Annotated in this window: 20 protein-coding genes and 6 tRNA genes; 7 read left to right on the forward strand and 19 right to left on the reverse strand. The window is 50.5% G+C overall.

What is annotated here, in order from left to right; all coding sequences use genetic code 11:
* Window positions 1–56 precede the first annotated feature (56 nt).
* Window positions 57–1469: an FAD-linked oxidase C-terminal domain-containing protein gene (locus tag BFW38_RS00355; protein ID WP_068996610.1), complete on the reverse strand. Its 1413-nt coding sequence runs from the start codon at window positions 1467–1469 to the stop codon at window positions 57–59.
* Window positions 1470–1696: 227 nt separating this feature from the next.
* A complete protein-coding gene (locus BFW38_RS00360; RefSeq protein WP_068996611.1) occupies window positions 1697–2140 on the reverse strand; it encodes an Lrp/AsnC family transcriptional regulator in 444 nt (147 codons plus the stop codon).
* A 203-nt stretch (window positions 2141–2343) separates the two neighbouring features.
* Between BFW38_RS00360 and BFW38_RS00365 the strand changes: the two genes are divergently transcribed.
* Complete coding sequence (locus BFW38_RS00365) at window positions 2344–2946, forward strand: LysE family translocator (protein WP_068996612.1); 603 nt, start codon at window positions 2344–2346, stop codon at window positions 2944–2946.
* Window positions 2947–2961: 15 nt separating this feature from the next.
* Here BFW38_RS00365 and BFW38_RS00370 read toward each other — a convergent pair whose 3' ends face one another.
* Window positions 2962–3606 carry a pyridoxamine 5'-phosphate oxidase family protein gene (locus tag BFW38_RS00370; protein WP_068996613.1) on the reverse strand — a complete coding sequence of 215 codons (645 nt, stop codon included), beginning with the start codon at window positions 3604–3606 and terminating at the stop codon, window positions 2962–2964.
* Between the two features lie 136 nt (window positions 3607–3742).
* Here BFW38_RS00370 and pdxR point away from each other — a divergent pair, with 136 nt between their 5' ends.
* Both pdxR and BFW38_RS00380 read left to right on the forward strand, forming a co-directional pair.
* Window positions 3743–5182, forward strand: coding sequence for a MocR-like pyridoxine biosynthesis transcription factor PdxR (pdxR, locus tag BFW38_RS00375; RefSeq protein WP_068996614.1), 1440 nt, complete (start codon window positions 3743–3745; stop codon window positions 5180–5182).
* Between the two features lie 317 nt (window positions 5183–5499).
* Window positions 5500–6627 (forward strand): methyl-accepting chemotaxis protein, encoded by a 1128-nt coding sequence (locus tag BFW38_RS00380; protein WP_068996615.1) that lies wholly within the window; start codon window positions 5500–5502, stop codon window positions 6625–6627.
* 65 nt (window positions 6628–6692) lie between these two features.
* Here BFW38_RS00380 and BFW38_RS00385 read toward each other — a convergent pair whose 3' ends face one another.
* The 3 genes from BFW38_RS00385 to BFW38_RS00395 form a co-directional block, all read right to left on the reverse strand.
* Window positions 6693–7232, reverse strand: a complete 540-nt coding sequence (locus BFW38_RS00385; protein ID WP_068996616.1) for an AAA family ATPase — start codon at window positions 7230–7232, stop codon at window positions 6693–6695.
* A gap of 10 nt (window positions 7233–7242) precedes the next feature.
* Window positions 7243–7662, reverse strand: a complete 420-nt coding sequence (locus BFW38_RS00390) for a hypothetical protein (protein ID WP_068996617.1) — start codon at window positions 7660–7662, stop codon at window positions 7243–7245.
* A 160-nt stretch (window positions 7663–7822) separates the two neighbouring features.
* A complete protein-coding gene (locus tag BFW38_RS00395; RefSeq protein ID WP_068996618.1) occupies window positions 7823–8188 on the reverse strand; it encodes a DUF4870 domain-containing protein in 366 nt (121 codons plus the stop codon).
* A gap of 438 nt (window positions 8189–8626) precedes the next feature.
* On the opposite strand from BFW38_RS00395, the gene BFW38_RS00400 reads away from it, so the two are divergent.
* Entirely contained in the window at window positions 8627–8944 is a 318-nt protein-coding gene (locus BFW38_RS00400; RefSeq protein ID WP_068996619.1) for a DMT family transporter, read from the forward strand.
* 221 nt (window positions 8945–9165) lie between these two features.
* Here BFW38_RS00400 and BFW38_RS00405 read toward each other — a convergent pair.
* From BFW38_RS00405 to BFW38_RS00460, 12 genes are all read right to left on the reverse strand, one after another.
* Window positions 9166–9241: transfer RNA gene (locus BFW38_RS00405), tRNA-Thr, on the reverse strand.
* A gap of 32 nt (window positions 9242–9273) precedes the next feature.
* Window positions 9274–9348, reverse strand: a tRNA-Gln gene (locus tag BFW38_RS00410).
* A 17-nt stretch (window positions 9349–9365) separates the two neighbouring features.
* Window positions 9366–9441 (reverse strand) — tRNA-Phe (locus BFW38_RS00415).
* 256 nt (window positions 9442–9697) lie between these two features.
* A tRNA-Thr gene (locus tag BFW38_RS00420) sits at window positions 9698–9773 on the reverse strand.
* A gap of 31 nt (window positions 9774–9804) precedes the next feature.
* A tRNA-Gln gene (locus BFW38_RS00425) sits at window positions 9805–9879 on the reverse strand.
* A gap of 19 nt (window positions 9880–9898) precedes the next feature.
* A tRNA-Phe gene (locus BFW38_RS00430) sits at window positions 9899–9974 on the reverse strand.
* A 119-nt stretch (window positions 9975–10093) separates the two neighbouring features.
* Window positions 10094–10369, reverse strand: coding sequence for an oxidative damage protection protein (locus BFW38_RS00435; protein ID WP_068996620.1), 276 nt, complete (start codon window positions 10367–10369; stop codon window positions 10094–10096).
* Window positions 10369–11454 (reverse strand): A/G-specific adenine glycosylase, encoded by a 1086-nt coding sequence (mutY, locus tag BFW38_RS00440; protein WP_068996621.1) that lies wholly within the window; start codon window positions 11452–11454, stop codon window positions 10369–10371. Before mutY ends, BFW38_RS00435 begins: the two co-directional genes overlap by 1 nt.
* A gap of 329 nt (window positions 11455–11783) precedes the next feature.
* Window positions 11784–14312 (reverse strand): AsmA family protein, encoded by a 2529-nt coding sequence (locus BFW38_RS00445; protein WP_084004359.1) that lies wholly within the window; start codon window positions 14310–14312, stop codon window positions 11784–11786.
* Between the two features lie 298 nt (window positions 14313–14610).
* Complete coding sequence (locus BFW38_RS00450; RefSeq protein WP_068996623.1) at window positions 14611–15642, reverse strand: ABC transporter substrate-binding protein; 1032 nt, start codon at window positions 15640–15642, stop codon at window positions 14611–14613.
* Complete coding sequence (locus tag BFW38_RS00455; RefSeq protein ID WP_068996624.1) at window positions 15639–17039, reverse strand: sensor histidine kinase; 1401 nt, start codon at window positions 17037–17039, stop codon at window positions 15639–15641. The genes BFW38_RS00450 and BFW38_RS00455 overlap by 4 nt, the downstream gene beginning before the upstream one ends.
* Window positions 17036–17704, reverse strand: coding sequence for a response regulator (locus tag BFW38_RS00460; protein WP_068996625.1), 669 nt, complete (start codon window positions 17702–17704; stop codon window positions 17036–17038). The genes BFW38_RS00455 and BFW38_RS00460 overlap by 4 nt, the downstream gene beginning before the upstream one ends.
* Window positions 17705–18078: 374 nt before the next feature.
* On the opposite strand from BFW38_RS00460, the gene BFW38_RS00465 reads away from it, so the two are divergent.
* The 3 genes from BFW38_RS00465 to BFW38_RS00475 are packed head-to-tail and all read left to right on the forward strand — an operon-like array spanning window position 18079 to window position 21014.
* A complete protein-coding gene (locus tag BFW38_RS00465; protein WP_068996626.1) occupies window positions 18079–19062 on the forward strand; it encodes a Bug family tripartite tricarboxylate transporter substrate binding protein in 984 nt (327 codons plus the stop codon).
* Window positions 19059–19508: a tripartite tricarboxylate transporter TctB family protein gene (locus BFW38_RS00470; RefSeq protein ID WP_068996627.1), complete on the forward strand. Its 450-nt coding sequence runs from the start codon at window positions 19059–19061 to the stop codon at window positions 19506–19508. The genes BFW38_RS00465 and BFW38_RS00470 overlap by 4 nt, the downstream gene beginning before the upstream one ends.
* Window positions 19509–19517: 9 nt before the next feature.
* The gene (locus BFW38_RS00475) at window positions 19518–21014 is read left to right on the forward strand and encodes a tripartite tricarboxylate transporter permease (RefSeq protein WP_068996628.1); all 1497 of its coding nucleotides are present in this window, start codon (window positions 19518–19520) and stop codon (window positions 21012–21014) included.
* Window positions 21015–21187: 173 nt separating this feature from the next.
* Here BFW38_RS00475 and tadA read toward each other — a convergent pair whose 3' ends face one another.
* Window positions 21188–21670 (reverse strand): tRNA adenosine(34) deaminase TadA, encoded by a 483-nt coding sequence (tadA, locus tag BFW38_RS00480; protein ID WP_068996629.1) that lies wholly within the window; start codon window positions 21668–21670, stop codon window positions 21188–21190.
* Between the last annotated feature and the right edge of the window lie 250 nt (window positions 21671–21920).

The raw sequence follows: 21920 nt of genomic DNA on the forward strand, positions 1-21920 counted from the left end.
GTCCTAACAAAACGTATTGGCATGGCGGTCATGGTGACCGCCATGCTGAGCCGAAGTTAGTGTGAGCTCTCAGCCGGAACCAGCTTGCCTGGGTTCATCAGGTTGTGCGGGTCTAGCGCCTGCTTGATACTGCGCATCATGGCCAAATAGGCATCGCCATGCTCGGTTTGCATAAAGTTGAGTTTGCCATATCCAATACCATGTTCGCCGGTACAGGTTCCCCCTAAACGTAATGCGCGCTCGACCATCCGGTCATGCAATCGGTTGGCCTCAGTAACTTCATCGGGGTTATTCGGATCGAGCAAGATGAGCGTATGGAAATTGCCATCTCCAACATGACCAACAATCGGGCAGGTTAAAGGGCTGGCATCACAGTCTTCGCGGGTTTCCCTAATGGCTTCAGCCAAACGCGAGATAGGCACACAGACATCGGTCGGCATACCTGATTTGCCCGGTTGGAAGTTCATGGCGGCGTAATAGGCTTTATGACGTGCAGCCCATAGTGCATTCCGATCTTCCTGGCGGCTGGCCCATTGAAACGCTTGAGCGCCGAAATCCTGAGCAATGGCTTCTACTTGTTCGGCTTGCTCTTGAGTCGAGGCCGGTGTGCCATGAAATTCAAAAAATAACATAGGGGCTTCAGGGTGTTGCATATTGGCATAGCGGTTGATGGCTTTCATTTGTAGCTCATCAAGCAATTCAATGCGCGCGACAGGAATCCCCATTTGTATGGTCTGAATCACGGTATCCACAGCCGCATCCACACTTGGGAAAGCACAGGTCGCAGCACTCATGGCTTCAGGAATGCCATAAAGACGCAGGCTCACTTCAGTGATGATGCCCAGGGTGCCCTCGGAACCGACAAATAAACGGGTTAAGTCATAACCTGCAGATGATTTCCGTGCTCGGTTGCCTGTTCGAATGATGTCACCTTGGGCGGTGACCACCGTGAGGTTCAATACATTGTCGCGCATGGTGCCATAGCGTACTGCGTTGGTACCTGAAGCACGGGTAGCGGCCATACCGCCAATTGAGGCATTAGCGCCGGGGTCAATGGGAAAGAACAAGCCGGTAGCCCGTAAGTCTTGGTTGAGTTGCTCACGGGTCACGCCCGCTTGTACCCGACAGTCCAGATCTTCGGCATTGACCTCTAAAATCTGATCCATTTGGGAGAGATCAATACAAATCCCGCCATGAATCGCCGCGATATGACCTTCAAGCGATGAGCCACAGCCAAACGGGATAATCGGCACTTGATGTTCTGCACAGTGCTTGACGATGGTGGCGACTTCTTCGGTGCTGCGTGCAAACGCCACCGCATCAGGGGGAGAGGCCTGATGCCAGCCTTCATCGGTACCATGCTGAGTGAGAATCGCGGTGTTGGTGCTGAGTCGATCACCCAATAATTGACGTAATGTATCCAGCAGCGGCTCAGGGACTGTAATGCGTTCGAAAACATGGTCTGACATGAATCATCCTTCTTGTGTCATACAGGCGCCCAGCGATGAGCGGTGTGAAAGTAGAAAATAGAGGGGGTCGCCGTCAGTTAGAGACTGATCTTGGGATAGGCATTAATGGCATGCCATTTAAACCGGTTTTACCATACGCCGATTCATCTATATTGGCTATTCACTGAAATGAGCGGCGATAAACAAGACTGAATAGATGAGCCCAACTGAATTGAGCCTCGGCTGGGTTAACCTCTTTCGTCTTTGGCTGAGTGCATCACGATGTGAGTACTGATGGCGCTGACATGAGGTTGTGTGCCGAGAATGTCGGTGTGGAAATACTTGTAATGGGCTAAGTCTCGCGCTTCGACTCGAAGCAAGTACTCAAAGCGACCGGCCACATTGTGACATTCCACGACTTCATCAGCGATGTACATGGCTCTTTCGAAGTTTTCCTGAGCGGTTTTGGTATGTGATGACAGCCCCACCGTGATATAGGCTAAAAATCCTTTGCCCATCTGTTCTGGATCGGTGATCACGCGATACCCTCGAATAACACCGCTTTCTTCTAAGGCTTGTACGCGACGTAAACAGGCGGAAGGGGACAGGTTAACGGCTTGTGCCAGTTGCACATTGCTCATGCGGGCATCTTGCTGAAGGGTTTGCAATATCTTGCGGTCTAGTGTGTCCATAATCGCTGTTTGTTGTGTCGGCAATCGATTTTAGAGTTGTTTGAGTCAAAAATTGTGCAGTTTGTTTTTTAAAATTGTGTTTGTTGCGGCCCGTTCAGACTTTAACGCAATTTGAGTCTTGAGTTCAAAAGCTTAAGGGCTCGAATGTTCAAAGGCTCAAAAAACAGACCGCTCAAAAGTCACTCACTCAAAGACCCCTATTGATGAATATCTCGATCTTAATTGCGCTCACGGCTTTTGCATTTGTCACGACCGTCACCCCAGGGCCGAATAATTTAATGCTCATGGCCTCGGGGGCCAACTTCGGATTTAAGCGAACATTGCCGCATATGATGGGGATTGTGCTTGGGTTTACATTGCTGATTTTGATTGTCGGTAGCGGCCTGATGGCGCTGTTTGAGACCTACCCGGTATTGAGCACCGTGCTCAGTATGGTCTCGGCTGTTTATTTACTTTGGTTGGCTTGGAAAGTGGCCACCGCCGCCCCGTTAAAAGAGGCCGCAGCGGCGGGGTCTCCGATGACTTTTATGCAGGCCGCTGCCTTTCAGTGGGTGAACCCCAAAGCCTGGGCTATGGGGTTCTCTGCTACCACCTTGTATGCCCCCGAGCAAACGTTGGGGGCCGCGTTATGGGTGGCGGGGGCTTTCGGCCTGGTGGCGTTCCCAGCGATTGCAGTATGGGCTTGGCTGGGGATGATCTTGCGCCAGTGGTTGAAGAGCCCTTTGCGGTATCGCGTGTTTAATGTGACGATGGCGTTACTGCTGGTGGCCTCTTTATACCCCGTAGTGGGTATGAATATGGGGTGAGTGATCAGCCCTGTTTTACTGGGATGGGCTGGTGTGATCAATGGGGGCGTGATCATAGTCGATTTCGCCCCACTGACGCGTTAATGGTTTCACGCCCGCCCAGATCGGTAAGGCCATATCGGCGGCATCATCGACCGGCCCCCCAGTTCTCAATTTCCCCGACATTTCTGTTAACTCAAAAGCCAGCACATCGGTTGCCTTGAGTTCATTCTCGTTCGGCGGTCGGGCCTCCTGCGATCGGCCAGTGCTGAATTTTTCCAGCATCAAATCGAGTAATCGACGCTTTTCTTGAGGTTCAATAATCGGTTTGGCGTAACCGTAAATAATCACGCTACGGTAATTGACCGAGTGATGGAATGCTGAGCGGGCAAAGACAATACCATCCAGCAGCGTCACGCCAATACAGGCCTCCGCACCTTCAATAAGCGCACGAAAGAGTCCATTTTTACTTGAGCCATGAATATATAAGCGATCCCCTTCACGCCAGTGAAGGGTGGGCTGTAACCCGGTGTGGTCAGCCTGTTGCGCGGCCACATGACAGACAAATGCCTCATCTAGGATGGCGTATAGCGTGGCTTGGTCATAATGGGCCTTTTTCGCCCCCCGCTTAACTTGTGTTTTCTGTGTGGGGGCGCTGGGGGGATTGGATGGACGTTGCATGATGATCTCCTCAACAAGAGATTTGACTGTACGTTAGCTTTTGGGTCTCTATAAGACCCAATTTTGTATTATCGTTTAGGCCCAATGGTCTGGAGCCATAGGGTGATCTACCTGGAAAATGGTGTGGAGATGAGGCATGCGTGAATCGGCGTCAGGGCGTAGCGAACTTGGCCTCTATTTAGCATTAGATGAGCAGCCAAGCCATTTGCCGCAGTACCGGCGCTTATTTATGGCATTGCGCGATATGATCTTATCGGGGGATCTACCTTCCGGTCGTCAGTTGCCGCCAACGCGCCAGTTAGCCTCAATTTTGGGCATCTCACGCAATACGGCTAAGTCAGCTTATGAGCAGTTGCAGGCGGAGGGATTTATTCACGCCCGCCCGGGCCGAGGGAGCGAGGTCGCTCGGTTACCCGAGCGGCATCAGGCATCGCATGCGACTACACCGGTTAAGTGTCAGACTTTAGTGGCTGCAGAAGTGAGGGCAGAAGTGGCGGCCGAGCCCCGCACTCTGCCATTACAGCCTGCTATTCCTGCGTTGGATGCCTTTCCCCTCAACCGGTGGCGTCAATGTCTGGCGCGCGCCAGTGGAAGCCCTCATTTGTTGGCCAGCCCGCCTGCGGGAGAGCCTTTATTACGTGCCCAGATTGCTCAATGGTTGGCACGGCAAAGAGGCATGCGGGTGTCGCCGGAGCAGATTGTCGTGACCTCGGGTTCACAGCAAGGGCTGGATTTGATTGCGCGTCACTTACTGACGCCAGGGGATAAGGTGGTGCTCGAAACACCAGGCTTTCCCGGGACAGCACATTCAATGGCGGCGGCAGGGGGTGACTGCCTCTTTTGGCCGCAGCAGGCTTTGGCTCAGGCTCAATTACCCCCGACGGCACGGCTTTTACTGGTGACGCCTTCGCGTAACTTCCCGCTGGGACATTCATTGGATGCCCATGCCCGTTTGGCTTTATTGCAATGGGCTGATGATGTCGGGGCCTGGATTATTGAAGATGACTATGACTCTGAATTTGCCGTCGGCGAAGCCCATACCTCACTTTTTTCGTTAAGTGCTCACCCGCGTGTTATTTATACCGGGACTTTCAGTCGTACCATGTTTCCTGGTTTACGCCTGGGGTATTTGGTCTTGCCAGAAGATCAAGTGGAGGCAGTGCTTCAATTGCGCCGTTATGCGGATGGTGGCTTGTCATCATTGACTCAACGGGCCTTAGGCCTCTGGATGGCTGAAGGTCACTATGATCGTCATTTAAGCCGGATGAAGCGGCTGTATGCCAAGCGGAGAAGCCAGTTACTCTCACTGTTATCCGAGACGCCTGCCTCTGATTGGCCTTGTTTGGATGCGGGGGGTGGGATTCACTTGGTCTTAGGATTACCCGTCACCTGGAGTGATCGGGCGTTGGAAGCTCGACTCGCGGCTGTGGGCGTGGGCAGTCGGGCACTGAGCCTTTATCAAGCCGCAACTGATCAACAAGCCCGGCAAGGGATTGTGCTAGGGTTTGCAGGCTGGGATCAAACGGTGATGCGTGCTGCGGTAATGCAATTGGCGCGTGTGTTGAATGAGCATTAATGGTCAATCAAGAGATTTTTCTGATGCGAGATATTCATATCGAATATTTTTATGGTTGTTATGACCCTTTCGGGTATTTTTGACCTACTCAGACAGGGTAAATATGACCTTGCATTCTTTTAAAATGCCTTTTAATCCGTGTTTGAGTTGTTGGCACGTGTTTTGAATTACCCCCTCCTAGTTAATAAGACAATGCTGGCCCCTGCCTGATCTGAAACATGGCTTTTGTTCACTTCGGGATGAATGACGCAACTTATTACTCATAAGTAAAAGCCATTCTGACAAGGCAGAGGTCCTCTTCAGGTTAAGGGGTCGATATGTCGCTATGGAATAGGAATAAAACAAAAACGCTGGCGAATCAGTTGGCGGAAGAAAAAAAAGAAAATGAACACTTAACCCAACTGTTGGCAGCGTCTCGTCAACATGAGCAACAATTACAATTTGAGATTGATGCGTTAAACGAAAAGCAGCAATGGCATCAGCGTGTTGTTTCTCAGTTGTTATCTTTTGATCAGTCGTTAAAGAGTGTGACAACAGCGTTTTATAATTTAAATACTGCGCTTGATACTGCCAATAATTTAATGGATAAAACGCACTCTGAAAGCCGCTTAAGTCATCAAAGATTCAATGAAGCTCATAATGAGTTGCATCAACTTTTTGCACAGCTGGAGGATATTAATCACCGACAAAAACAGTTGAGTCGGCAAGCGGATGCGATCAATGAGAGTGTGCTGTGTATTGAGAATGTCGCCGCACAAACAAACCTGCTGGCTTTAAATGCGGCGATAGAGGCTGCTAGAGCAGGCGAGGAGGGACGAGGTTTTGCCGTGGTTGCTGAAGAGGTCAGGGCTTTGGCTTCCAACTCCGCAGGGGCTGCTCATACGATTGGTGAACAAGTGGAAAATATTCACCAAGCGTCGACATTGAATAGTCAGCAGTTGGATGACATTGATCAGCAAGTGATGAAAGCGCAAACCTTGTTAGGGCATGCCGGTACATGTCTGACTGCTGTCGATCAACGCTGCCAAGAAGTTTCCCATTCGATCCAGTTTGGCACTGATTTATCTCATGTTGAGTTAGCATCGTTAGATGAGTTGAGATTGAAGTTTGCTGTTTACAAGCAAATGTTTGGGCTAGAGCCGCTAAGCCCGATTGTTAGCTCTGAAGCGTGTTTATTAGGGCAGTGGTATCAACAGAAAAATAATGACTCATTAGCTCAATTGGCGATCACTTTTGAAACCCCCCATCAACAGACACATCATCATGCTCAGCAAGCACTTATCGCTTATGAAAATGCTCAATGGTCTCAAGCTGTTGAGCACCTGGAGGGGATGGAGGTTTGTAATCGTCAGGTCATCAGTGCATTAGATGATTATCTACATCAAGTGATGATGATTGATGGGCCAAGAAGAGAGGATGCTATAGAAACATTGTCGCCTGTATAATTTGTGAGGGGGTTTTCAGTACTCACACAGAGCAGCCCTTTGCTAGCACGAGATCACTCAATCGCTTATGCCGACTTGAGCATATCCAAGATGAAGTGAGCCCGTTGATCGGGTGACTGTTGGGGCACTTCGATCAGTTCATAGCCAAAAGTGTGATAGGCGGAGATCATCGCATCATAGGTGGCGACGGCTTCGCTAAAGTCTTGTTTGCGTTCAGCATCATTCATAAAAATAGACGCCCAGGGCGGGAAGATAAAAACACGGTGATGGTATTGAAGTTGTTGGCAGCTTTGAATCAATGGCGTCGTCAGTGTTAACTGTTCGAGTAAGCTATAGCCATAGACATCGATGACGCCTCTGTCGCAAAAGACGGGCGGTGTCTGACTGACGCTGGATTCATAGTGTTTAATCTCAGCCTGCAGCATGAGGTCGCGAAAAGCGGTTTTATCTTGCCAAGGTAATGCGGATCCGTTTGATTCGATTTGGGCTTGGATGATACGGCGCCCCACTTCAGGCGTTGTCGCATAACCGAGCGCTTGAAGGCAGTTAATCACGGTGGTTTTGCCTGATCCCGGCCCACCCGTGAGGGCGATAGGGTGATCCATGATGGTTACCTTAATCTTTATCCGGTGCTGATTTGAGCTTTACGGACATGGCTTTGAACCAGGCATTGGAGGCGGGAGTGAACATTAAAATAATCCCAATGATAATCAAGACGTATGATGCGGCTGTGCGCATCGGGAACGCCGTTAAAGGTATCATGTTGCGTGTGTAGAACGAGATGTTGTAAATGAGTTGAATGGTGATCCAGAGGGTAAACATAATTCGCGCCCAGTGGCGTCCGGTCCAGATTTTATAGAGCAGTAATAAATATAAACTATTGAATATTAACTGTATTGACAGGGCTTCTTTGAACCCCGGTTGATGCCTGAAGTCGTAAAGATTAAATAGATTTAATGAGATGCTGAGCAGTGCAATGATGACGATAAGCGTAATGGATTTTTTAATCGCCTCAGGTCGTCCTTGAATATTCATGTGGTGTGTTTCTCTTATGCTTGTTAACTGATTGTAGTCAGTAAAGCTGCTGGGTTCGTGAATCTATTGGTATTCATGCATGAGTCACGGGGTGCCTCATGCATGAAGAATTTATAAGTATTCGCTGTTGTTGAGTGTGGTGATCTTTGTTTTAATCAAATTAATATTTGAAACATTTAATGCTTAAAGGATAAGGCCAAACTTCCCCTTGGTTGGCTTTAACCGCAGCGATAATGGCGAATATCAAGTTAGCGATGGCCAGGACAATGAACCCGATCATGCCAATCACAAAAAACCATAACAAGGCGCATACAATAGAAAAAATAAGCATGCTAATAAACCAGTTGAAGATGATCTTGCCATTTTGGTCGATCACTGCATTCTTATCTTTGTTAGTGGCCCACATAATGATCGGGAGAATAATGCCTAGGCCTGGTGCAATAATGCTTGCGAATTGGCTAAGATGCATCAACATACAGAATGTGTTGAGTGGCATGCCCCAGTAATTTTCTTGCTGCTCGTCCATAACATAACTCCAATATTTAATTAATGTTTATTGAGAATAATCTTGTGCTTGAAATCAGGTGTCGTTTGAATTCAACAAACTTTGCTGTAACACTCTTCTCTCCCTTATTTAGGTGGTGCTTATGGGAGACGGCTCAATATGATCGACCCGGTTTTACATGCCTTTTTGAGAGACTCTGATCAGACTTTGCCATGATATGGCTGATATCTTTCCAGTCTTGGATAAGATATGCATGAAATCCTACAGGAATATAAATCAACACACTTGTGTTGCTTAAAGCAGACGCTCATATGTCTCTGCCGTGAGAATGGCCATAAATCTTCAGTTGATGATCATGTTCATCTTGCGTAGTTTAGCCACCGATAAATGAGGACGACCTCTCCCGATAGTGGGTAATCATGACCAGGACGGCCTGGCACTCATCGTTTTGGAGCGGTTATGGCTTGGATCTATTTATTCGTCGCCGGTGTCCTTGAAGTCGTGTGGGCTTACACCATGAAGCAATCCTACGGTTTTAGTCGGTTGCTGCCTTCGGCGATCACTTTTGTCGCCATGTTGGCCAGTTTTTCGCTCTTATCCATCGCCATGCGCACAATTCCCTTGGGAACGGCTTACACGATTTGGACTGGAATTGGCGCCGTGGGGACCTTTCTGATCGGAATCATACTCTTGGGCGAATCGTTAAACCCGATGCGCCTTGTGGCCGCGATGCTGATCGTCTCTGGATTAGTGCTGATGAAACTCTCAAGCTCATAAGTTTCAAGCGGTTTATGCCATAAATTTCGAGCGATTCATATATTTGGTGTTTCTAATGTATGGAGGCGATTCGAGATGGAGAGGTGTAATGACAGAGATAAGAGAGATCAGTATGCCAGAGAAAAACTAAAGAAAAAGAAAAGAGGGGGAGCGTTAGAATGAAGGGCTAGCGACTCGCCACGGTATCACTGGTGGCTGCATCAAAGGCAAAGGAAAGAAAGTGGTGCCGGCTGCAGGAGTCGAACCCGCGACCTACTGATTACAAGTCAGTTGCTCTACCAACTGAGCTAAGCCGGCACGCAGAGTCTGATGAACATCAGACTGAGAAGTGGCTGGGGTACCAGGATTCGAACCTGGGAATGCCGATACCAAAAACCGGTGCCTTACCACTTGGCGATACCCCAGCAACAGGTGTAGACGGTGGTGGCCAGAGACGGAATCGAACCGCCGACACGGGGATTTTCAATCCCCTGCTCTACCAACTGAGCTATCTGGCCCCGTCAACAGGGGCGTATTAAACAAGGTTCGCTTGGATGCGTCAACTCCTGTTGCATACTTTTTCTGACTTGCTGCTTTTTGCTTGGTTAAGGCCGTCATATTCGGCATGGATCACGGAGAATATTAGGCAACGAGGTTGGCAAAAGGCTAGGTTGGCTTTAAATATAAGACAACTCTAATGTATTGAGTATGAGAAAATAATTTATATGATGAATGTGTTTTAAAAGGATTGGACATCAAAGGAGGAAAGAAAAATGGTGCCGGCTGCAGGAGTCGAACCCGCGACCTACTGATTACAAGTCAGTTGCTCTACCAACTGAGCTAAGCCGGCACGCAAGTCTGATGAACATCAGACTGAGAAGTGGCTGGGGTACCAGGATTCGAACCTGGGAATGCCGATACCAAAAACCGGTGCCTTACCACTTGGCGATACCCCAGCAACAGGGTTGTAGACGGTGGTGGCCAGAGACGGAATCGAACCGCCGACACGGGGATTTTCAATCCCCTGCTCTACCAACTGAGCTATCTGGCCCCGTCGACAGGTGCGTATTAAACAGGGTTCGTTTTGAATCGTCAACTATTTTTTTATTCTTTTTATGGTTTTTTTCAAAAAAATGAGGAGGTTGGCTCGTCTCACTGATGTTTATGCTGTCAAGATGACGGCGGCACATAACCTTCGGCTTGTTCCAGTTCATCACTGTTATCTAAAAAGCGTTCCATTTGTTCCATCAGGTACTGGCGTGCTTCTGGATCAAAGACACGTAGGTGCTTTTCATTGATCAAGCGGGTTTGGTGGGTAAGCCAAGCTTGCCAGGCCTGTTTGGATACCGTGTCGAATAATTCCTGGCCTTTGGGGCCGGGGATAGGCGGTTGATCCAAGCCTTCCAGTTCTTGCTGATATTTACGACAAAAGACAGTGCGAGACATTACTCGGACTCCGTCAACGAGAGTTGTTGGGGTTGATGCAATGACTCCAGCAGCTTTTTAACAGGAGCTGCCAAGCCAATCGAATCAGGTTTTTGTGGATGGTACCAGCGCCAGCCTTCGGTTGTCGTGGGTTGGCCGCTGACGTTAAGCGGTGCCAACCAAGGATGTATCTGGAGCTTAAAGTGAGTGAATGTATGGCTGACGCGGCTCAGCGCCTGGGCCGGTGCGGTGGCCCATTTCCAGGCTAACCAATGATGCATTTCAGCGCTGGATTCAAATTCGGGCAGGCTCCAAAGGCCACCCCAAATCCCTTCGGCTGGGCGCTGTTTTAATAACACATGGCCATCAGGCAAGGTGACCAGTGGCATGCAGGTGCTGCGCTCAGGAATGGTTTTTTTCGGTTTTGGCGTTGGCAGTTGGTCGACGAGCCCTTGATGATAAGCGGCGCAGTCCATCTGCAAGGGGCAGCAAGTGCAGGTTGGGCGGCGGCGGGTACAGAGTGTCGCCCCCAAATCCATCATGGCTTGCGTATAGTCACCCACGCGCGAATCGGGGGTATGGGCTTCGGCTTTTGCCCAGAGTTGACGCTCAATTTTGGGCTGGGCTGGCCAACCTTCTATCGCGTGGTAGCGGGTGAGCACTCGCTTGACGTTGCCATCCAGAATGGTGGCGCGTTGGCCTGTGGATAACGCAATAATGGCGCCAGCAGTGGAGCGGCCGATACCCGGTAAAGCACACATGGCGTCCACATCATCGACCGGAAATTGACCTTGATGGTGCTCTACGACGGTCTGAGCACAGCGGTGCAAGTTACGCGCTCTGCTGTAATAACCTAATCCAGTCCATAGATGCAGCACTTCATCTTGGGCTGCTGTGGCTAATGTGGCGACATCCGGGAATCGCGCCATAAAGCGTTCGTAGTAGTCCAAGACCGTGGCCACTTGAGTCTGCTGTAACATGATCTCCGAAACCCAAACACGGTAAGGCGTTTGGTTCTGTTGCCAAGGCAGGTGCTTACGCCCATGTTGATCGAACCAGCGCAGCACACGTTGGGCAAAGGTGTCAGGTGCAGAGTGATCAGTCATGTCAGTCGGTCAGGGCTCAAATTAGATATCACGATTGACGAAAAGTGATGGGTGAGTTTCAGCGTTCAGGTCTCACTTGCTTGTCATTATGGCGGGGTTGAGGCCCTTCCGTGAAGACCATTCGTTAAAAGTTCCCGTGTTTGATTCGAAGCCTAAAAAAAAGCCCCGCGATCCTCGCGGGGCGATAATAGATGATTTCACTGCTTTCAAAACGACTGCTTTCAAAACGACTGCTTGATAACGACGGGTTCGCAATAGTGCTTTAAAACAACCCTCAACCTTAAAACAACTCTTGATCACAACGGGTCATCACAACCCGCTAAACGGCATTACTGTTGCTCTTTCTTTTTAAATAGATGCCTTAGGCCGCGATTAAGTTCCTCATCGATTTTATTTTTCACTTTTTCACGGTTTTCATCGACTTTTTCCTGGAGCCGTTCCTGGCCCCGCTGAAGCTCGGCAGCGGCTTTTTCGCGGGCTTTTTCTTCGGCCATGGTCTTCACTGCATCGCCAATACTGCGAGTATCGACGCCACAACTTATGCGGCCTTCTTCTCCCAGATTACCTTGGCATTGTAAGGGCCAGCGGACTCGGGCCAGCGCTTCGGTGACAGTACAAACGCCTTGTTCTGCGTCTGGCTTAAAGCGTGCGCCGAGGTTGTAGAGAAAATCTTGAAGCGTGAGATCAAAAAAACCGCCGCCACTGATTTCAATCCCCGGAATGGCCATGACGAGCGGCTCATTTTTGATGCGGCCATCTTGAATATCGACATCGGCTGAGAAGTTGGAGAACTCTGTGCCCTCAGACCAGTCGCGCTGGCTCTGTCGGTCTTGCACGCGAGCAACGGCCTGACACAGGGTTTGTGAAATATTGATGCCATGTAAGACGCCATCATCAATATTCAGCTTACCTTGACCATTCAAGTGTTGTTTCCAGTCAGGCAAGGTATTGCCTCGTGTCTTGTATTCCCCGTTGAGTGCCAAGGTGCCGGCTAGCTTGTCGGGGTGGCCTAGGTCTTTCAACAGTGGCGCTAAGTCAAGTTGCTTCAATGTTTGGGTGAAGGACAGCTGTAATGGATCACGACGGGCATCGATCTGACCCTGTGCACGCCATTGACCTTGGTAGAGATCGGTATCGGCATGGGTCAGTTGGATATTGCCGTCACGAGCCGTGAGCGCTAACCGGTTATTGTTCAGAGTGAGGCCTTGGATTTTCAATTGCTGTAATTGTGTTGCGATATCCAGGTTCAGCTGACGCAAGGTCTCAACAGGGAGTAACGGCGCTTGGTTGCCTGGCCCTTTTCCCATTGGTGCGGTCGGTTGGTTGGGATCTTGCGGCACTTCTGCTGGCGTACTGTCTGTCGTGTTGGTGGCCGGTGGTGGTAAATAACGGTCCGCATCCAGTTGATCGCCTGACAGGTTCAGGCGAATTTGCCCATCGTCCAACCCATACCCGGCGGTGCCCTCGAAGGTCGTTTGATCCAGGGTCAGCTTTAATGGCTTGATATTGAGCTGCTGTGAGCCTAGCGCGGCGGTCAGTGACAGCGTCATGGCTTTTAATGTTTCCGGGTCCTGTCGTTCAGGTAGGGCGATTCCCAGTTGGCTCAGTAATGTCTTGAGCTGATCCGTTTTGAGGCTGAAATTGGCTTCGCCTTTTGCTTGTTCAGCCCACTGCGAGATTTGTCCTTGGCCGCTTAATACCAGCTCGGCGAGTTTTCCCTGAAAGTGTTGCAGCTGAGCCTGTTGGGCTTTTAGGTCAGCTTTTGCATTCAAGCTCACACTGAACGGCAGCATGTCACTATTGGCTGCTTGGGTTGGACTGCGCAGATCGCCCGTCAGGCTAAAGCGGTTCAGATCGAGCTGTTGCGCATTGGGCTTAAATTTCAAACCCAGATCCAGGCGAGTGTTGTCGAGCCCTAGCGCGTGCCCGCTGGGATCTGGCGGTAATGACATATTCGCCAGCGTAAGCGTGATCGGCAGGTCGATCATGTCCTGTCCCAAGTCGGCATTCAGATAGCCGCGTATAGTCAGATCCAGTGGACCTTGTGCAATTTTCGGCTGAGCTGCACTGACCTTAAACGTCAGGTCTTGCAGTTGGTAGTGCTGTGCATCGAGTTGAACTTGTATCAGGGTATCCAACGACCACTGTACATCGACGGGCATCGCTTGATTCCCTTGCCCTGTTTGGCCTTTCAAACGCCCGGAAACTTCCAGTGGGAAAGGTGCGTTCAATGAGACGTTATGGGCCAGCAGATTGAACTCTTGCAAGCCCATTGTTAAGGCGCTGGTTTGGTCGTCGAGTTTAACTTGAGCCTGTTCAATGCTGAGCTGATCAATCGCCAGAGACATTGGCTTTTGCGTTGAAGAGGTGGGCTCAGAGGTGACGGCCTCTGTCTCTTTTTCGCTGGTGGCATGAGTCTCCGTCGAGGGGGTCAGATGGGCCCAATTGCTATCACCTTCGGCATTTCGGTAGAGATAAATGGAGGGGCGCACTAAGGCTAAAGTGTCGATTTGGATCTGGCCCGAAAACAAAGGAATCAGAGCAAGTCCCACCTGGGCACTGTCGATCGCGGCCAATGGGTTTTGTGTCTCAGGACCTTCGAGTGGGGTCACCGAGGTTTCTCCGAGGTTGAAGCCCAGCCGTGGGTAAAAGCTCCAACTCAACTCTCCTGGCATCTCCAGCTGGAGACCTTGGCGGGCCGCTAAAGCTTTGAGTTGGGGTTTATAGCTGTTGGGGTCAACCAGTAGTAGTAAGGCTACCACTGTGATGATGGCAATCCCCACTACGGAAAAAACGGATATCAATCCCCACTTGAGCCATCGTCTCATACCGCTCACCTCATTGATCGTGTTCATCATCCCTGCTGCGACGGGTATCGGTGTTGAGTGTCGTACTTTGACCTTTCCCGCCGGCAGTCCAAGTGTGCGCTATTGGAGTGCTTGGTGCACAGTACTTGTTGGGTTGGCTGGTTGTTTGCCGTTTGTGCCTATGTCAGTTACGCAAAAGTACCGAAATTAAAGTACAGGCTTTAACGTACAAGCTTTAACGTACAAGGGTTAAAACACTAGAGTATAAGGTGTCGCCATCAGATGTCATGGTGATGTCAGATGACGACAAGGGGGCTGGATGATATGAGCAATGGTCATGCTGGAAAGATTAGGGCCAGAAAGATTGTTGCCAGCGCTGCATAAAATACTGATGACGTTGGCTATCCAGCAGCGCCAGTAGGCTAGCATTCATATTAATCGGGTAGAGGCGTGGGCCGACCTGATCCTTGAGGCGTTGTGCTGTATAGGGGCCTTGTACATCCGGACGAATACTGAAAAGTGGGGTTTCACCGGCCAGAATGTGCTGACCTTCAAAACTGAGTAAGAAGTTGACGAAGCGCTCAGCGGCTTGTGGGTGGGGCGCTTCTTTGTGAATAAAGGCCATGCGCATCACGACCAGTGAATAATCCTGAGGGACTTGAACAATCACTTCCGGATGTTCCAAGGCCCAGGCCATGGCATAAGAACCTAATAAATTGTAACCCAACCAGTAGCGGCCGGATGAGAGCCCTTTTAGCATGTCGGGGGTTGCGGATGCGGTGCTGGCTTGCACTCGACCCATGGCTTGAATCAGTGACCAGAAGCGACCGGAGTAACGGGCATCTTGTTGATACAAGGCATACCCGAGGTCACTGCCTTGTGGGGTATAAGTGACGACTCTCTGTTGCAGAATATCGTGATGATCGTTTAATCGCTTGAGCAGGTCCGCATGAGACGTCGGCGGCAGCATGTGTTGTGCCAAGTCGAGCCGGTAAGCCATCACGATCGGTTCAAATGTAAAACCAAAAACTTCATTTCGCCACTTGGCCCATTTGGGCCATTGTTGTACCTGTGGACTGTTTAATCGCCGGGCATAACCTTGGTTGACGCGCCCCATTTGTTGGGCCATGGCTGCGCTAATGATGACATCGGCGGTGACCGGTTGACGAATTACGGACTGATCTGTCGCCTGTGTATTTTGGTCGTGGTATTCAATCTCGATGTCTGGATAGGTCGCCATGAACTTATCCAATAGCGGTTGAATAACGCTTTGGTCAAGAGCCGCGTTGATCACCAGGGGTTCGGCCTGAGCTGAGTGGGGGGTGATACTGAACAGCGATAGTAGGATGCAGCAAGTGCCCAATAGTTGACGTATGCTCATGACTCGGCACTCCTGGTCCTTGGGAAACGGATGCTGACTCTTAGCCCGCTGGGGGCTCGTTCACTGATCTGAAGCGCTGCTTGGTGTTGGCGTGTAATCGTGTCGACAATGGCCAGCCCGAGCCCTGACCCAGCGGTATCTTGACGACCACCTCGCTCAAAGGGGTGGTGCAGCCGTGGTAACTGGCTGACAGGAACGCCGGGCCCATTATCCTCAATGAATAGCTCAACGTGTTGTGCTGAGGGCAATAACCCCAAAGTGATTTGTGTGCCTGGCGGTGTGTATTGAAGGGCATTATCAATAAGATTATTGATTAATTCTCTGATCGCCCAGACGTCACCCGGAATCAGTATCGCTTCTGAGGGGAGATGGTTGAGCCCGAGGTCGTGATGATAACTGTATTCGCGTTCTACCCATTCTAGCGTGACTTCCTGAAGGAGTGTTTTCAAATCCAAGAGGGTGTCATGCTCTGGTTTTTGGGCATGGCGTAAACGCGCTAGGTTCAGTAGTTGGCTGGCCAGTCGGCTGGTTTTTTGAGCGCTGAGATTGATTTTTTCTAATGCCGAGTGCCATTGCGAAGGGTCTTGCTGGCCCAATGCCAGCTCGCTGATATTCTGTAGGCCTGCCAGTGGGGTTCTAAGCTGATGACTGGCATCGGCGGTAAAGCGCAGTAGTGCATCATGATTATCTCGTTGTCGGGCGAATAAGTTATTCAGGGTCTCGACCAGCTCGTCCATCTCCTTTGGGACATTAATATCCAGCGCATAATTATCATCAGGACGTCTTTGTCGCAGTTGTTGTCGTAGCTTTTTCAGCGGGGCAAGGGCAACGTTCATGGTGGTCATCACCATGAAGGATACGAGTAATACCATCACGAGGAAGCGACCGACGGCGCTTTGAAACAGCTTTTTGGCCAGGGCTTTGCGCCCTTCTGTCGTATGCCCCACCCAAATCTGCACGGGATCTTGTTCTTGCCAGCCTGCTGACTGAATGCTTTCACCGAGTAAGCGCCAGCGCTCATGCTGGTAATCCATATCAGCCCATACCGAATGATGCTGAGCTTGATCCATATCGGTATTGGATAAAGGGATATCCAGGTTGCCTGCCAGAGATTGGCCCTGGGCATTCAGCACACGATAAAAAATACGTTCTTGGTGGTCGGTTGCCAGCATTTGTAATGCTGCTGATGGGATCATGATATGAGGATGGCCATCTTGCCACTGTATGGCTTCGCTGATGGTTAATACAGCGTCGGATAAGGCGCGGTCAAATGCGCGAGTGGCCGCACGCTGAGTGCTGTAGTAGGCCTCAAGCAATAACAGCACGCCAATGAGGCCGACCATCAGCAATAGCCAAGCCAGCAACTGGGCCTTAAGTGAGCGCCCTAACCGCATCATGATTTTGGTCGCTCCAGCCGATAGCCCAAGCCTCTTAGTGTCCGTATTTGCAAATCGCTGCCATTTAAGCGTTTGCGTAGACGGCTGATATAGACCTCCAGCGCATTGGAGCCGACTTCGCTATAGCCAAATACCCGGCTTTCTAACACTTCTCGCGGCACAATGCTGCCGGCTTGAATCAACAGACTTTCCAGCAGACGCAGCTCCCTTTGAGGTAAATCCAAAGGCGCTCCGTTCAAGATGACATTGCCGCTATCGGTATACAGCGTCAACGGGCCATAGCTGAGGCCGTTGTCTGAGCGCTGTTGGCTGCGTCGGATCAAGGCACGTGCACGTGCCTCTAATTCAACGAGAGAAAAGGGCTTAGGGAGATAATCATCGGCGCCAAGGTTAAGCCCCTGAACTCGATCATCCAGCTGGTCTCGGGCGGTAATGATCATGAACGGTGTCAAATCGCCCCGTGAGCGTTGCTCTGCCAGAAGTTGGAGCCCTTCTCCATCCGGTAGGCCAAGATCTAGCAATATCAAATCAAACCCCCCTTGGCGGAGAGCGCCACGGGCTGAAGTTGCGGTATTCATGATATCGATGACATAGCCCTGAGGGGTAAGCGCTTGTTGCACCGCGTCGGCAATCAGCGCGTCATCTTCAATGATAAGTAAACGCATAGGCCTAATCTTATACGCCCAAAGTATTATATGAATAGCGCTATGATGACAGGTTGCTGACAGCAGCTACCCCTAACATCCAATTGTGCTTATTGAGGCCTGGTCAAAGGCGTTATCTCCAGAGCCATTCAAATGGAAAATAAGCACCACATGCCTGATGGTTTGTTCATTATGACGGACGGTTTGTTAACTGGCTGTTTTTTAACTGGTTGTTTGTTAATAGTGTGTCCATTCGTGAAATGCGCACACTATTAAAACAGAGCCCAGCATCTAAAACAGAGCCCAGCACCGCTGGCAGTGAATAACCCCATGTTGAACAAAATCAATGTTGAATAAAACAAGTATTGAATAAAACAACACGACTGGAGTATCCCATGACACTGATTCGCTCTCTGCGCCATTGCGCAGCTTTAACCCTGTTAGGATCTGCGCTGATCTCAGGACAGAGTCTGGCGGCGGAAAAAACAGAATGTATCGCACCGGCTAAACCTGGCGGTGGTTATGACTTAACTTGTCGTCTCGCTGCTAATGGCCTCTTAGAGACTGGATTATTGGACCGTCCGATGGTTGTCACTTATATGCCCGGAGGTATCGGCGCGGTGGCTTATAACCATGTGGTCGGTGTCCGTAGCGATGATGAAAACCTGATTGTTGCCGCCAGCACCGGCGCTGCGGTCAATTTGGCGCTGGGTAAGTTTGGTCGTTTTGGGCCAGACCAAGTGCGTTGGGTTGGCGCTTTGGGGGTTGACTATGGTGCGGTCGTGGTCAGTGCTGATGCGCCTTGGCATAACCTCGATGAATTGCTGCAGGATATGAAAAAGAATCCAGGCAGTATTCCTTTTGGTGCCGGTGGTACTGTGGGCAGCCAAGACTGGATGAAAGCGGCGCTGGTGGCCAAATCGGCTGACATTGCACCACGCAATTTGCGCTATGTGGCCTTCGAAGGGGGCGGTGAAGCGCTGGCGGCACTGTTAGGTGGCCACATCAAGGTATTCACCGGTGATTTGTCTGAACTTCAATCTCAGCTCGAGGGTGGCAAAATTCGAGTATTGGCGGCCCTGTCTGATGAACGTCAGGAAGGCCCTTATGCCGATATCCCCACAGCGAAAGAGCAGGGTTATGACGTGACCTGGCCGATCTGGCGGGGCTATTACATGGGTAAAGACGTCAGTGATGAGCAATATCAGGCTTGGGTTGATCGTTTAACTGAGCTGGATGACAACCCTGAGTTTGCCAAAATGCGTGCTGATCGTGGTCTCTTCCCGATGCATAAATTTGGCCCCGAGTTTGATCAGTATGTGAAATCTCAAATTCAGCAATTCAAAGATCTGGCGACTGAAGTAGGTTTAACGAAATGATGCGTGCCGCCGACCGTATTTTGGGAATAGCCCTGCTCGGTCTGGCGGCATTTGTCGCCGTCCAGGCTCAGAGCTTTTATGTGCCATTCAGTTATGACCCGGTTGGGCCTAAAGCCTTTCCGGTCGGTCTTGCGATTATTCTGGCCCTCTTATCCTTAGTCTTGATCTTGCGCCCAGGCCCTAATGGGCAGTGGCCTTCAGCGGCAACGTGTTGTCGTTTGGTTGGGGTGCTTGTGATCATGGGCGTTTATGCGCTGCTGTTTACGCGTTTGGGATACACCTTGTCTACCGGACTGGCCATTTTGTGTCTGGCCCGAAGTTTCGGCGCCTCTTGGGTTAAAGCGCTGGTCACTGCTGTTGTGATGGCGGTTGTGACTTATTTTCTGTTCAGCGATGTGTTGGAAATCTCGCTGCCCTCCGGTCAATGGTTGACGGCACTGTCCTAGAGGTTTGTCATGTTCGATTTTTTGATTCAGGGCTTTGATGTTGCCCTCACACCACTGAATCTGGGGCTGGCCTTTGCGGGTGCTTTGATGGGCACCCTTTTTGGGGCTTTACCTGGGATTGGGCCGATTAATGGCATCGCGATTCTAATGCCACTGGCGTATACCTTGGGGTTGCCTGCTGAGTCTGCACTGATCCTATTGGCGGGCATCTATACTGGCGCCGAGTATGGCGGTCGAATGTCCAGTATTTTGTTGAATGTCCCGGGGGATGCTGGCGCCGTAATGACCACGTTGGATGGTTACCCGCTGGCCAAAAAAGGGATGGCAGGGCCGGCATTAGGGCTCTCTGCGGTCAGCTCCTTCATTGGTGCGTCGATCGCGATCCTGGGTTTGACGCTGTTTGCCCCATTGCTGGCGAAATTTGCTGTGATGTTCGGCCCTGCTGAGCTCTTCGTGATGATGGTGTTTGCCTTCTCCTCAATGGCGGTCATGATGGGTAAAGACCCGATCAAAACAGCCATTGGTGCCGTACTGGGGATTTTAATTGGCATTATTGGCGTGGATTCGGGTACCGGTGTTTTACGCTATACCTTTGATTTACCTGAGCTCTATGACGGTATTGATTTTGTCGTCATGATTATTGGGCTTTTCGCGATCAGTGAAATTCTACTGATGCTGGAAAGTCGCCATAACCCTGCCGGTGAGGCAGAAATGCCCGTTGTCGGCCGAGTGCTGGTGAGCATGAAAGAAGTTCTGTTTTGTAAGGCCGCAATGCTGCGCTCGGGCTTGATTGGGTTTCTGATTGGTGTGCTACCAGGGACTGGCGCCTCTGTGGCTGGGGCGGTTTCCTATACCACTGAAAAACGCCTCAGTGATACCGAAGGTACTTTCGGTGAAGGTGATATGCGTGGGCTAGCCGCGCCTGAAGCGGCGAATAACGCATCCGCTGCCGGTGCTTTTGTTCCCATGTTGACCTTGGGTATTCCGGGCTCAGGTACAACGGCGGTCCTGTTAGGCGCGCTGATGCTTTATAACATCACTCCAGGGCCGATGATGTTTACTGAGCATGCTGATGTGGCGGGCGGCCTGATCGCATCGCTGTACATTGGTAACTTGGTGCTGCTGCTATTAAACCTGCCTCTGGCTGGCTTGTTTGCCAAGGTTCTGACGATTCCACGCTGGGTGTTAGTGCCCGCGATTGCGGTGCTGTCTTTTGTTGGGGTCTATCAGCTGCATTCCGATCTGAGCGCTATCTATCTCATGCTGGTGATTGGGGTGGTCGGCTATCTTTTGCGTAAGCTCGGCTTCTCGCTGGCGACGGTCATCCTGGGTTATGTGTTAGGTGGTTTGATGGAAGATAACCTGCGCCGAGCCTTGTCGATCAGTGGTGGGGATCTGGGCATCTTGTGGCAATCTGGGATTTCGATTGGGCTATGGGTCGCCTCTGTGGTGATCCTGATCGGGCCTTGGCTCTGGGGCCGTGTAAGGCGCTCGATGCAAGCTTAATGATGTGACGAGGCATCCCGTTTAAAAAACACTTTCTCTTCGTTGTTGTTTTGGTCGTGATTGATCAAGCGTGATTTTTCGGAGCCAAGGCTTCTGTTTGAAAACGCGCTCAGCCAAGGATATATCGACAACCCGGCTTTGATTAGCCGGGTTTTTTTATACCATCGAGAAAGTCAGTGCTGTGGATGATCGCCTGACTGGCGTTGCGCGTTGAAAAACCGCTGCAGCAGCTGACGACAGCGGCCTTTTAAAACACCTCCTCGGACGACAACCTTGTGTGGATACCAGGGTTGATCAAATAGATTGCAAATCGAGGCGTGAACCCCGGTTTTAGGTTCTTTCGCACCGTAAATGACTTCCGCAATGCGCGCATGGATGATAGCGCCGGCACACATTGTGCAAGGCTCCAGCGTGACAAATAAACGACATCCGTTCAGACGGTAATTCTGTTGATGACCGGCGGCATCGCGTAGCGCCATGATTTCGGCATGGGCTGATGGATCATGATGTTGTATCGGTTGGTTAAAACCACACCCGATGATTTCATTTTGGGCATTAACCACGACCGCCCCCACAGGCACCTCGCCTAAGGCAAGCCCTTGATGGGCTTGATCCAGCGCCCGATACATAAAGTACTCATCTTTGTGCTGTGTCATATGTATGGCGTCACCTGTGGTGTATTACGTGTATTGTGAATTGACGTTTAGTGGTTGAGTCGCAGTGGTTGAGCTGCGGTGGTTGAGTCGCGTCATAAAACGGGTGGGAGCGAAAAATCTAAATCATTCATTTTTGGCAAGATAGTTTATGCTTAAAAATGCCCTGCTTGAAAGTATCCTGATGTGTGCTGAATGGTCTTTATGCATGTTGAATTCTCCTTATTGGGTGAAATGCGGTCAGAAGTTGCTT

Source organism: Terasakiispira papahanaumokuakeensis (assembly GCF_001709345.1).
Classification (GTDB): Bacteria; Pseudomonadota; Gammaproteobacteria; order Pseudomonadales; family Halomonadaceae; genus Terasakiispira; species Terasakiispira papahanaumokuakeensis.